This is a genomic window from Streptomyces sp. Q2, from assembly GCF_056820935.1.
On the sequence record NZ_JBXEJE010000010.1, the window covers coordinates 163568 to 176301 of the forward strand.

A 12734-nucleotide genomic window follows, 5' to 3' on the forward strand; every position below is an offset into this window, starting at 1 on the left:
GAACTGCCCACGCAGCGACCGGAGTTGACCTTTCTAGAGCAACCCGAACCGCTCCGACCAGGCCAGAACGTCACCCGTCGTCGTGTTGCCCCCGCACACCACGAGGCCCAGCCGGGCTCCCTCACCGACCCGCTCCAGGACCTGCCGGGCCGCGGGCAGCAGGCAGCCGGCGGCCGGTTCGGCCCACACCTTGGCGTGGTCGGCGAGTTCGAGCGAGCCGCGCACGGCCTCCCGGTCGGGGACCACGAGCACCTCGGTGACCAGGGCGGACACATGGTCGTAGGTCAGCTGCGACACGGAGGGCGCGCTGAGCGTGGACACGATCGAGGAGAGCGGTACCGGTACCGGGCCGCCCGCCGCCAGTGCCCGGGACATGGCCTCGGCGCCCTCGGTCTCCACACCCCAGATCCGCAGGTCCGGACGGCGGGCCCGCAACGCGGTCGCGACACCGGCGATCAGTGCGCCGCCCCCGACACTCACGAGCACGTCGGTGAGCTCGCCGGCGTCCTCGGCGAACTCCAGTCCGACGGTGCCCTGTCCGGCGATCACCACGGGATCGTCGAACGGGTGCACCAGCGTCAGCCCCTCGTCCCGCAGCCGGGTCACGAGCGAGAACGCGCCGTCCATGTCCTCGGTCAGCTGCACCGACGCGCCCGCCCCCCGCACGATCTCGACGGAGCGGGCGGGCGCCGAACGCGGCATGACCACCGTCGCCTTCACGTCGAGGGCCGCCGCCATGACCGCGAGGGCGATCCCGTGGTTGCCGCCGCTGACCGCCACGACCCCGGCGGCCCGCTCGGCCCCGCTCAGCGACAGCAGCTTGGCCGTGGCCCCGCGCGCCTTGAAGGAGCCGGTGCGCTGGAGCAGTTCCAGCTTCGCCGTGACGGGGACACCGAGCAGCGTGGCCAGGCCGGGGCTCGGCATCGTCGGCGTGCGTACGACGTGTCCGGCGATTCGCTCGGCCGCGTTCTCGATCTCCGTGATCCCGATCAAGTCAGTCATCCTCCCGGCGCGGGGCGATGATCCACGCCGCCTCGCACCCTGGCGCGCGGCGCGGCGTGGGTCAAGGCGGCATCAGAGCTCGCGCCGCAGGAGGAAGTCCAGCAGCGACCGCAGGTCGGCGGCCGTGCCCGCCATGATCGGCACGTCGGCGAGGGCCGCGTCCACGGCGGTGACCTGACGGCGCGCCTCGGCCAGCGCCGCGGCCCGGCCGCCCGCCTCGTCGATCAGCGCGGCCGCTTCCTCGGGCTCCTCGGCGGATTCCAGGAGGGCGACGAGCCGTCCGCTCGCGGGGCCCGACGAGTCGAGCGCCGCCAGCACCGGGAACGTCTTCTTCCGCTCCCGCAGGTCGCCGTGGACGGGCTTGCCGGTGACAGCCGGGTCTCCCCAGACCCCCAACACGTCGTCGACGAGCTGGAACGCGACCCCGAGGTGCCGCCCGGCCCGGTCCAGAGCGGTGACCGTGGTGGGCGGCGCGCCGCCGAGCAGGGCCCCCAGCGCGGCCGCGCAGCCCAGCAGCGCGCCGGTCTTGTGTTCGGCCATCGTGCGGTACGCGCCCGGCCGCACCCGGCCCGGCCCCGTCCACGGACGCGAGGCGAACAGCAGGTCGTCGGCCTGCCCGCGCACCAGGTCACCCAGCGCCCCGGACAGGAGACGCAGGGCCGCGGGGCCGCCCGTCGGCGTCGCGGCGAGCGTCTCGACGGCCAGGGCGAACAGCGCGTCACCCGCGAGGACGGCCGGACCGGTGCCGTACGCCTTCCACACGGTCGGGCGGCGGCGCCGGGCCGCGTCACCGTCCATGATGTCGTCGTGCAGCAGGGAGAAGGCGTGCACCAACTCCACCGCGACCGCCGCGGGCACCCCGGCCCGCCCTGACGCACCGGCCGCCTCGGCCCCGAGGACGGCGAGTGCCTGCCGAACCCCCTTGCCGCCGGACGCGACGGCGGGCCCTCCGCCCACCTCGCACCAGCCGAAGGAGTACGCGGCCATCTCGCCGACCCACGGATGCATCCGTCCGACGGCTTCCCGCAACGCCGGCCGCACCAACGCGCGGCAACGGTCCAGGACTTCGGGTGCGACTACGGCCGACGTCAGCGCCGTCACCGTACGACCTCCGCCCGCAGGCCGAACTCGTCCTGCGCCCGCGCCACCATCTCCCGCGCGTGCCGCAACCCGATCCGCTCCAACACGCGGGTCAGATCGGCCAGTTCGGCCGCGGTCTCGGCGCGGTCGCGGCCGAGCCGGGCCAGCGACTTGGCCAGCCCGAGCCGGGCCAGCGCCTCCCCGCGTGGCTCGCTCATGGCACGGAACTCCGTCAGAGCCCGCTCGTACAGGTCCCGGGCCTCGGCGTAACGCCCGGCCCGGTAGAGGACGTTGCCGCGCATCTTGTGGTTGTACGCCAGCGCGCTGGACAGCTTCATCGTGCGGCACGTCGTCTCCGCCTCGGACAGCAGGGCGAGCGCCCGCTCGGTGTCGCCGTCGCGCACGGAGACGACGTCGGCGAGCCCGCGCAGCGCCCAGGCGTGCCCCCGCCGGTCGTCGGCGCGCGCGGCGATACCGGCCGCCTCCTCGAACATCGCGTACGCCGTGTCGTAGGCGCCGGTGTTGCGGTGCATCTGCGCGATGCCCTCCAGCGCCCACACCGTGTGCCGTGCCTCGCCGCGCCGACGGGCCTCGGCGAGCAACTGCTCGTGCAGCCTGCCGACGGCCTCGTAGTCGCCCTGGATACGGCCGGTCTCGGCCAGGCCCGCCAGCGAGTAGCCGCGGACGACGACGTCTTCGCCGCGCTCACCGAGTTCGGCCGCGAGTTCCAGAAGTCGCCGGGCCAGAGGCAGGGCTCCGCGCTGCCGGGCCAGTGTGCCGCCGCTCCACAGCGCCCAGGCCATCGCCGCGAGGTCCCCGGCCGACCGAGCCGCCCGGTAGCTCGCCTTCCACGCACTGTCCGCCTCCCCGATCCGGCCCAGCCGCCGGTGCGCCTCGGCGACCGCGAGCCCGGAGCGGGCCGCCTCCCCGTGCTGCCCGGCCCGCTCCGCGGCCCTCAACTGCTCGGTACCGGCGGCCAGTACGTCGGTCAGCGAGGAGTTCACCGACAGGGTGGTGAGGGCGCCCTGGTACTCCGGGGCGAATGCCTTGCCGTACATGCATGCCTTTCGGTCCGTATGTCCCCGCCTATGCAACGCATGTCTACATCGTGTGTATACATGACGTGTATAGCGGATCGGGAATCAGCCCCGGCCCGGAGGCCGGGGCTTGGTCTGTCGCCGATCAAGACGCGGGCGAAGCCGGACGGGTTGCCCGTGAGGCGCAGATCACCTCACGAGGCCTCAGTGCTGCTGGGGCTTCTGGGGCGTGGCCTCGCTCGGCCGGACGACGACATGTCCCTGGCCCTGGAGCATCAGCTGCACGGCCTCGCCGGACCCGCCGCGCAGCATCGACCCTATGGACTGTGAACGGTGCAGCGAGGTTCCCAGACCCGCCGTCCAGCCGACGACCGCGTCCGTGTCGACGTACACCGGGTACTGCGGCGACACCGGAATGACCAGCGGATCGCCGTCGCACACCAGGCCCAGCTTGCCGTGCCCGGTGAACACGCTGTTGAACAGGCCGCCGCCGGTCATGCCGGCGCCCTTCACGGTGGCGATCCGGTACGACAACGAGGCGTCGAAGCACAGGACGTTGCGGCCGTTGACGGTGAACTCGTCGCCGGGGTCGATCTCTACGACGAAGCAGTTCTGCGCCTCGTGCGCGAACCATGCCTCGCCCTGCCCACGCACCGCCATGAGGGGAAGCCCCTCACCGGTGACCGCGCGCTTGAGCATGCCGCCCACGCCCTGGCCCTTGCGCTCGAACTGGAGATTGCCGCGGTAGGCGACCATGGCCCCCTGACGGGAGTACATCTCGCCGTTCACCGCGTACTTGATGCACTTGGAGTTCTGGACCGTCATGCCCGGCGCGGCGGCCGGCTGCACCATGTGCTCGCTGGAAAACAGGTCACCCTTCATGCGGGCATCCTGTCCCGGAGGGATGCGTTCCGCCAAGATCGCGGGCCGGGGCGCTTTCCGGTTGCGGCTGTCTCGGGTGCGGCTGCCTGGAGCAGGGCCTTCTCAGGCGCCGAACAGCTGTGTCCAATAAGTGCCCGCCGGGCCGCCGCCCGCGAAGCCGACCCCGATGTGGGTGAACGCGGGCTTGAGGATGTTGGCACGGTGACCCGGGCTGTTCATCCAGCCCTCCACGACCTCGGCCGCGGAGCGCTGGCCGCAGGCGATGTTCTCGCCGATCGTACGCCGGGTGGAGCCCGCGGCGGCGGCCCGGTCCCAGGGCTGTGTGCCTTCGGGCGAGGTGTGGGAGTAGAAGGCACGAGTCGCCATGTCCGCGCTGTACGCCTGCGCGGCGGCGGCCAGCAGCGGATCCACCGCGAGGGACTGCAGCCCGGCCCGGGCGCGTTCCCGGTTGGTGAGCGCGACGACATCGGCCTGCGCACGCGCCAGGTCGGCGGGCGTGAGGGGCCTTGCCCACAGTGCGGTCCAGTACGTGTCACCGGAGCGGGCGTCGGTGACGTACGCCAGGCCGGCGTGGGTGAACGCCGGGTCGTGCAGGGTGCGTCGGGGCTGTTCGGTACGCAGGCAGTACGCCACGAACTCGGCGGGGGTGCGGGGGCCGGAGACCAGGTGCTCGCCGACCGTGACATACGCGTATCCGGCGGCGGCGACGCGCTGGTGGACGGAGACACCGTCCGCGCCCTGCACGCCGAGCCGCCCGGCCGAGGCCATGGCGGCCGCGTGGGCGCGCGCCGCGGCGGACAGGCGCGCGTCGAGGGAGACCGGCGGCGAACCGACCGAGGAGCGGGCGGAGTTGACCAGGCCGAGGAAGCCGTCGGGTTCGGGCATGGCCGGCGACGGTGCCGGGCGGGCCGGGGAAGGGACGAGGGGTGCTGGACGGGCGAGAGGTGGCGCGCCCGGCGTCGGGCGTGTCTGGCGGGTCGCGGAGGGAGCGGTCGGTGCCGGCCCGGGCGTCGCCGACCTGGCGGACGGCGTCGGGCGGGTCCGCGGCGGTGGCGGCGGGTCGTCCGCTACGTCCACTCCGAAGTCGCGGGCCAGGCCGGCCAGGCCGTCGGCGTAGCCCTGGCCCAAAGCCCGCACCTTCCAGCCGTCGCCGCGTCGGTAGATCTCCGCGAGGAGCAGGACGGTCTCCTGGCGCGGGCGTGGTGGGGCGAACCGGGCGAGGGGGCGGCCGCCCGCGTCGGTGACGTTCAGAGTGGGGGCAGGCAGCCGGCCCAGGGGAGTGGCGGGATCGGCGGCGCTGACCACCACCGTGACCCGAGTGGCGCCTGCACGCAGACCCCGCGGATCGACGGTCAGTGTGTCGCCGTGCAGACGGGCGCCCGGAGCGGCCGGCTGGTTGTAGAAGACGAAGTCGTCGTCGCCCCGCACCTTGCCGCCGTCGTCCGTGATGAGCGCGGACACGTCGAAGGGGCCGGCCACCCGGACGCTCACGGCACCGCCCGGGAGGGGCAGATTGCCCCCGGGGACCAATTCGCTCATCGTGCCGTCCTGATGTCTCGTTCGGGACCCCTGGGGGGTCGTCCGGACAACGTGCGTCGGCACGCGAGCGTTCCCCGCCCGTACCCGCCGGCGGTCAGTCCAGGGTGATCCCCGGAGCGATGTCCTCGTGCCGTTCGACCGGCGCGGCGAATCCACGCGTCGCCTTGGTCCGCTTGCCGCAGAACGCGGACTCCAGCGTGCCCAGCATCGTGTTGAGGACGGTGCCGTTGTTGGACGTGTTGGCGAGCGCGCTGAGGCTGCGCCCGCCGTGCTTCGTGGTGAAGGCGTACGTGTAGTACCCCTGGACGGCACCTGTGTGGCCGTACACGGACACGCCGCACGACAGGCTGCGGCGGCGCAGCCCGAGCCCGTACGACTGATGGCTGCCCGCCGGCACCCACCGCCGCATCTGCGCCAGTTGCGCGGCCGAGGTCAGCCGGCCGCCGAGCAGCGCGGTGAGGAAGGTGTTGAGGTCGCGGGTGCTGGAGATGAGCGCGCCCGCGCCCTGTGCCCAGGACGCGGTCTGTCTGGTGGCGTCGACCAGCGCGCCGCCCGACCGGTCCGGAGTGAGGTAGCCCCGCGCGTGCCGGCCGGGGATCTTCGTGGCGGGGTGCACGTAGAAGGTGTCCCGCAGTCGCAGGGGCGTGATGATCCGGCTCTGGTACTCGGTCCCGACCGAGTGGCCGGTCAGCTTCTCGACGAGCATCCCGGCGATGACGAAGTTGGTGTTGGAGTAGGAGTAGACGGCGCCCGGCGCGTTGGTCCGCGGTCGGCGCAGCGACCGCTCCACCAGTTGGCGGGGGGTGAAGACCTTCGTGCGGACCGCCTCGAACCCCGGGACCGTGCTCGCGAACATCTCGTTCGTGTAGTCGTGCAGTCCGCTGCGATGGCTCAGCACGTGGCGCACGGTGATCCGGCTGTCGGGCAGCAGCCCCGGCAGATAGCGGTTGACCGAGGAGTCGAGCTTGAGCTTGTCCTCGTCGACCAGTTGCAGCAACACCGTCGCGGTGAAGACCTTGGTGACGCTGCCGATGCGGAAACGGTCCGTGTCGCCGATGGCCCGCTGGGTCTTCCGGTCGGCGACGCCCGCGGCGGCCAGACGTGCCGTGCCGCCGCTGTCGATCCGCGCCATCGCGCCGGGAGCCCCCTGCTTCAGCGCCGTGCGCAGGACGCTCCGCAGACCGGTGAGGTCGGGTTTGGGCAGGGCGCCGGCCGAGGTGGTCCCGGTCTCGGGGGTCGTTGACTCCTGGGGCGCGGCATGCGCGGGAACCGCCAGCAGGGACAGTAGAACCGCCCCCGCCACCGTGCCGCTGCGCACTGTTGCTGTTGCCATGCGACTGCACTCCTGTCCTGTCGGAACGTCACATCGGCACAGCGGCGCCTCGGTTGGGCACCTGGTCGCTTGATCATCAGCTCACCTGGTCACACGGGGGTCTCTGCGCGATGCGGATGCGCGCAGTATCGCTGCCGAACCGCACGAAACAGGTCATTTCGGCCCTGAGTCCACCGCCATCCCGCCTGCTCAAACGGCTGGCGCGTCGACACCGACGTCGAGTGCTACTGCAACACCCTCGTCAGCTGGGAGAACTCCGTCGACGACCGCTGGGACGACACCCCCGCCTGGACCCGGCACGCCGGCCCCGGCGGCTGGAACGACCTCGACGCCCTCGACGTCGGAAACGGCGAGATGGACGGCCTCACCAAGGCCGAGCGGCAGAGCTACGCCACGCTGTGGGCCATCGCCAAGTCCCCCCTCTACACCGGCGACGACCTCACCCGCCTCGACTCCTACGGTCTGTCCCTGCTGACCAACCGCGAGGTCATCGCCGTCAACCAGGGCGCCACCCCGCCCGCGCGCCCGGTGACCGCCTCCGCCCCCCAGCAGGTGTGGGCGGCGAACCCCGACGGCACCTACACCGTCGCCCTGTTCAACCTGGCCGACGCGCCCGCCGCCGTCACCGCCGACTGGTCCACCCTCGGCTTCACCGGTAGGGCGGCCGTCCGGGACCTGTGGAACCACGAGAACCTCGGCACGCACAAGAACAAGGTCACCCAGGCCCTCCCCGCCCACGGCTCCCGCCTGTTCACCGTCACCCCGCGGGGCAGTGCGCTCACGGCGACCGCCTACGAGGCCGAGTCCCCGGCGAACACCCTCAGCGGCAACGCCTCCTCGGCCGACCGCTCCGCCTGCTCGGGCGGCAAGAAGGTCGGCAACCTGTACCTCGGCGGCAAGCTCCGCTTCAACGACGTCGTCGTGCCCAAGGCCGGCACCTACTGGGTCAAGGTGGCCTACGTCAGCGGTGACGCCCGCTCCGTCGACGTCTCCGCCAACACCGGCGGCGCCACCCGCCACAAGTTCCCGTCCACCGGCGACTGGGGAACCGTCGGGACGGTCTCCGTGCCGGTCGCGCTGAAGGCGGGCAGCAACACCGTCACCTTCGACAGCGGTACGGGCTACGCACCCGACATCGACCGCATCGACGTACCGAAGACGTCCTGACTGTCGAAGTGGTACGGGGCCGGGGCATCTTCCGGATCGACGCCAACCTGGGTACCCCGGCGGCGATGATCGAGATGCTCCTCTCGTCCCGCCCGGGCCACGTCGAACTCCTCCCGGCCCTCCCCGACCCGGGCGCGGTCCGGCTCCCTCACCGGGGCCGGTGCCCGCGGCGGCTTCGTCGTCGACCTGGACTGGCGGGCCGGCCGGCCGGCCCGGGCCCGGATCCGCGGCGTGGGCGGCCGGACCACCACCGTGGCACACGGAGATAGGGTCCGTACCGTGAGTCTGAAGCCCGGAGAGTCCGTCACGTCGAAGGAAATCGCACGGTGAAGGCCCGTGCCGTACGTGCGGGCCTGGCAGTCGTCGTACTGCTGCCGGCCTCCGCCTGCCAGTCCACGTCCAGCCCCGCCGGAGCCTTCGACGTCCCCGCCGGCGTGGTCACCTGGGGTGCGAGCGCCGACCGCTTCGGCGAGGCCGCCGCCGACCGCGGCTACCGGCTGGTCGTGCACACCAGCGTCGGGGGCCGCGATCCGCGGATCAGGCTCTCCAACGCCTTCGGAGACCAGCCGGTGACCTTCGACAGCGTGTACGCCGGCCTCCAGAAGAACGGCGCCGAACTGGTCCGCGGCAGCAACCGGCGCCTGACCTTCGGCAGGGCGCGCTCCGTCACCGTCCCCGCCGGGGAGACGGTACTGAGCGACCCGCTGCCGGGAAGGCTGCCCGCCGCGAGCAACCTGGTGGTCAGCATCCACACGTCCGACGCGGCGGGCCCCGCAACCGGCCACTGGATGGCCCTGCAGACGTCCTACGCCACCCGGGGCGACCACACCGCCGAGGAGAGCGCCGCGAACTGGACGGAGACCACCGGCTCCTGGTTCTACCTCGACGCGGTCTCCCTCCGGGCGAGCGCGGGCACCGGAGCCGTGGTCGCACTCGGGGACTCCGTCACCGACGGCTGGCAGTCCACCAGTGACCGCAACCGCCGCTGGCCCGACTACCTCGCCCGCCGCCTCCAACGCGCAAACACCTCGGTCAAGGGCGTCGCCAACGAGGGCATCGCCGGAAACAAGGTCCTCGCCGACGGCGCCGGACCAAGCGCCCTGAACCGGCTGGACCGGGACGTGCTCTCCCAGCCCGGCCTGCGCACCGTGTTCCTCTTCGAGGGCGTCAACGACATCAAGGCCCACACGGGCGTCACCGCGGACGATCTGATCGAGGGCTACCGCGAGATCGTCGACCGGGCGCACACGGCCGGCAAGTGCGTCGCCGCGGCCACCGTCGGCCCCTTCAAGGGCTGGTCCGAATGGGACCCGGACGCCGAGGCCGTACGCCGGGAGGTCAACGCGTTCATCCGCACCAGCGGCGAGTTCGACACCGTCACCGATGCCGACCGCATCCTCCGAAGCCCCTACGACCCCGAGCGCATCCACCCCGCCTTCGACGGAGGCGACCACCTGCACCCCAACGACAAGGGAATGCAGGCCATGGCCGACGCCGTCGACCTCAAGAGCCTGGACTGCGCCGACCCGCTGCCGTAGTCCCGGACGGCGATCCTAGGCCCGGTCCACTCGGCTCCGGAGTGATCAGGCCTTCCCGGTAGGCGACCGCCACCGCCTCCGTACGGCTCGCCGCGCCCAGCTTGGCGAGGATGTTGGAGACATGGACGCTCGCCGTCTTGCCGCTGATGAACAGCTCCTCGCCGATCTGCCGGTTGCTGCGGCCCAGGGCGAGGAGCCGCAGCACGTCCTGCTCGCGCGCGGTGAGGATCGCGACGCGGTCGGCGGCGGACGGGGTGTCCGACAGACGGCCGCGGCGGATCAGGGAGTCCAGCTGCGCGAGAAGCGGGGCCGCACCGAAACGGACGGCCGTCTCGCGGGCCGCGCGGGCCTGGACGGCCGCCTCCTCACGCCGGTCGGCCGCCAACAGCGTCTCCGCGAAGCTCACTTGGCAGCGCGCCCGCTCGTACACATCGCCGAAGTCGAACGCCTCGACCGCCCTCGCCCAAGCCGCCACGTCCGGTCCGGTCACGGCCCGCGCCCACTCCGCCTCCGCGCGGGCCAGCCACGCCTGCCCCTCCGGACCCTGCGGGGTGCCGTCCTCGCCGCGTACGGCCGTGACGCGGGCCAGGTCGCGCAGTTCGGTCGCCGTGGCCACCCAGCCGCGCGCCCCGGCCTCGTCCCCGGTGCGGCGCAGTGCGACGGCCCGGTCGGCCACCGCGGACAGCGCGAGGGCGGCCAGCCGGACCGTGACGTCCGGGAGGGTCCCCGCGTCGTCGGTGAGGGCCGCGACGGTGGACCGCATCCGCTCCACGGCCGCCTCCGGGTCCCCCCGCCGCGCGGCCGCGTCGGTCAGCACGATGCCCGCGACGAGCGTGCCCATCCAGTCGAACGGCCCCTCCAGCAGGGCGCCGGCCCGGTCGGCGGCCTTCAGGTCACCGCGCGCCAGCGCCACGTACAACGCCGGGCCCACCGTGTATCCCCCGGCGGCCGGCAGCACCTCGGCGTCCGAGGCGGCCGCATCGACGCACTCGTCCCAGCGGCCCAGCGTGTACAGCACCAGCAGCCGGAGATAGCGCATCTCCAGCGGATACGGCGACGACAGCAGTCCCGCCCGCCGGGCCCGGTCCAGTCCCTCGGTCAGCCACGGCAGACACTCGTCGAGGTCACCCGACTCGAAGCAGCCGACGGCGAGGTTGAACAGGGCGCGCATCTCCACCGGCGTGTTGCCCGCACCACGCGCGAGGTCCCGGGCCTCCCGCAGCCGTTCCCGGCCCTCCGGGGTACGGCGGCCGCCCCCTTCGAGACTGGCCAGGGAGACGAGCAGGTCGGCCCGGGCGTCCGCCACGTCCAGTCGCTCGGCGATGGCCAGGGCCTGCCGGGCGACCCGCAACGCGGTCTCGTTCGCACCGACCTGACGTGCCGCCATGACGTGCGTGGCCGCCGCCCACACCCAGGTGCGGGACGGGGGATCGGCGGGAATCAGGGCGAGCGCCTCGCTGCTGTAGGCGAAGGCGGCGGTCAGGCTGTCGACGGTGATCAGGTTCCCGGCGAGCGTGTACCGCACTCGGGCGGCCAGCTCGGAGTCCGCGTCCTGGCCGATGCCCGCGAGCGCGGCCCGGGTGAGGGAGACCGCCCGGTGTGCCTCACCGGCGTGCGCGGCCGCCGCGGAGGCCCGCAGGGTGAGCGTCACCCGGTCGATTCCCTCGCCGGTGGGCCGTGCCGTCGGTTCCACCGCCGACCACAGGTCCAGGACGGCTTCGAGGTGGCGTAGCTCCTCGGCGGGCGCGCCGACCCGCTGGGCGTGGTCCGCGGCCTCCAGTGAGGCGGCGAGCGCCTCGGGCAGGTCGTGGCTCTCCCGGTAGTGGTGGGCACGCTCGGCGGCACTGTCGGTCCGGTGCCCGCGGCCGGCGAGCAGCCGGGCGAAAGCGCCGTGCAGCCGGGACCGTTCACCCGGGAGCAGATCCGCGTACACCGCCTCGCGGGCCAGGGCGTGCCGGAAGGCGTACGTGTCGCCGTCCCCGGGGGCCAGCAGCTGCCGTCCCACGGCCTCGCGAAGCGCCGACTCCAGCTCGTCCTCGGGGAGCCCCACGGCCTCCCGCAACAGGTCGTGCTCGACGCGGCGCCCGGCCACCGCGGCCGTGCGCAGCACCTGCTGGGCGGTGTCGGAGAGCTGCTCGAAGCGGATGAGGAGGACGTCCGCGAGGCCGCTGGGCACCCCGCCGACGTCCGTCTCGGTGGCCGCGACCAGTTCCTCCGCGTAGAAGGCGTTTCCCTCGGCGCGCTCGACGATCCGGCGGACCGTGGCGTCCGGTAGCGGACGGTCCTGGACCGCGCGCACCAGCCGGCTCACCTCGGCATCCGCCATGGGCCGCAGTTCCAGCCGCTCCACGGCGGGCAGCCGCACCAGCTCGGCCAGCAGCGGACGCAGGGGGTGGCGGCGGTGCAGGTCGTCGGCGCGGTAGGAGGCGAACAGCGCCAGCCGGTGCGTGGGCGCGCCGCCCGCGGCCCGCTGGAGGATGCCCCGGCTGAGCAGGAACCGCAGGAGGTCCCGGGAGGACTGGTCGGCCCAGTGCAGGTCCTCCAGGACGAGGAGCAGGGGAGTGATGTCCGCCAGGTCGGCCAGCAGCCCCGCGATGCCTTCGAACAGCCGCAGCCGTCCGCCCACGTCCCGCACGGCGTCCGTGCCGCCGCCCAGCAGCCGGTCGACCACCGGATGCCCGGCGAGGGCGCCCGCGAACCGCTCGTCGCCCGCGAGCACACCCAGGATCTCGGTGAACGGCAGATACGGCAGACCGACGTCCCCGAGGTCCACGCAGTGCCCGGTGAGCACCGTCATCCCGGCTGCGGCGGCCCGCCCGGCCACCTCGTCGAGCATCCGCGTCTTGCCGACCCCGGCGTCCCCGGCGATCAGGACCGCCCGGGACGTACCGCCCCTGGCGCGTTCCAGTACACCGGTGAGGCGTGCGAGTTCGTCCTCCCGGCCGATGAGCGGAGTGGAGCTCGAGATCTGCGGCACGCGTCCATCCTGGCAGGTGGCACTGACAGCGCCTCGGCGAACAAAGGGCGACCGAGCCGACCCCAAGGGGCGCGGGGCCGGCGCGGGGCTCTATCGACATGTGGCTCCGCCGCGGGGGCGCGACCAGCCACGGACAACCTGCGCCCGCGGCCGGTCGGACCCCCCGGGCTCTCAGGCGC

8 protein-coding genes and 2 pseudogenes are annotated in these 12734 nt (G+C 73.3%); 3 read left to right on the forward strand and 7 right to left on the reverse strand.

Annotated features, from left to right (window positions below; all coding sequences use genetic code 11):
- Positions 1 to 33 precede the first annotated feature (33 nt).
- From ACWBNA_RS13380 to ACWBNA_RS13405, 6 genes are all read right to left on the reverse strand, one after another.
- Positions 34 to 993: a threonine/serine dehydratase family protein gene (locus ACWBNA_RS13380; protein ID WP_482704543.1), complete on the reverse strand. Its 960-nt coding sequence runs from the start codon at positions 991 to 993 to the stop codon at positions 34 to 36.
- A gap of 81 nt (positions 994 to 1074) precedes the next feature.
- A complete protein-coding gene (locus tag ACWBNA_RS13385; protein ID WP_482704544.1) occupies positions 1075 to 2103 on the reverse strand; it encodes a polyprenyl synthetase family protein in 1029 nt (342 codons plus the stop codon).
- Positions 2100 to 3140 (reverse strand): tetratricopeptide repeat protein, encoded by a 1041-nt coding sequence (locus tag ACWBNA_RS13390; RefSeq protein ID WP_482704545.1) that lies wholly within the window; start codon positions 3138 to 3140, stop codon positions 2100 to 2102. The genes ACWBNA_RS13385 and ACWBNA_RS13390 overlap by 4 nt, the downstream gene beginning before the upstream one ends.
- Before the next feature lie 183 nt (positions 3141 to 3323).
- Positions 3324 to 4001: an AIM24 family protein gene (locus ACWBNA_RS13395; RefSeq protein ID WP_482704546.1), complete on the reverse strand. Its 678-nt coding sequence runs from the start codon at positions 3999 to 4001 to the stop codon at positions 3324 to 3326.
- A 102-nt stretch (positions 4002 to 4103) separates the two neighbouring features.
- Positions 4104 to 5540 (reverse strand): CAP domain-containing protein, encoded by a 1437-nt coding sequence (locus ACWBNA_RS13400; protein ID WP_482704547.1) that lies wholly within the window; start codon positions 5538 to 5540, stop codon positions 4104 to 4106.
- 94 nt (positions 5541 to 5634) lie between these two features.
- Complete coding sequence (locus ACWBNA_RS13405; RefSeq protein ID WP_482704548.1) at positions 5635 to 6873, reverse strand: serine hydrolase domain-containing protein; 1239 nt, start codon at positions 6871 to 6873, stop codon at positions 5635 to 5637.
- 189 nt (positions 6874 to 7062) lie between these two features.
- Between ACWBNA_RS13405 and ACWBNA_RS13410 the strand changes: the two are divergent.
- From ACWBNA_RS13410 to ACWBNA_RS13420, 3 genes and pseudogenes are all read left to right on the forward strand, one after another.
- Positions 7063 to 8040 (forward strand): annotated as a pseudogene (locus ACWBNA_RS13410) (carbohydrate-binding protein); the annotation flags it as partial.
- Between the two features lie 5 nt (positions 8041 to 8045).
- Positions 8046 to 8370, forward strand: a pseudogene (locus ACWBNA_RS13415) (glycoside hydrolase family 95-like protein); the annotation flags it as partial.
- Entirely contained in the window at positions 8367 to 9578 is a 1212-nt protein-coding gene (locus ACWBNA_RS13420; protein WP_482704549.1) for an SGNH/GDSL hydrolase family protein, read from the forward strand. The pseudogene ACWBNA_RS13415 and the gene ACWBNA_RS13420, both read left to right, overlap by 4 nt.
- Here the strand turns inward: ACWBNA_RS13420 and ACWBNA_RS13425 are convergent.
- Complete coding sequence (locus tag ACWBNA_RS13425; protein ID WP_482704550.1) at positions 9544 to 12555, reverse strand: helix-turn-helix transcriptional regulator; 3012 nt, start codon at positions 12553 to 12555, stop codon at positions 9544 to 9546. The two genes, ACWBNA_RS13420 and ACWBNA_RS13425, sit on opposite strands and share 35 nt — an antisense overlap.
- Positions 12556 to 12734 lie beyond the last annotated feature (179 nt).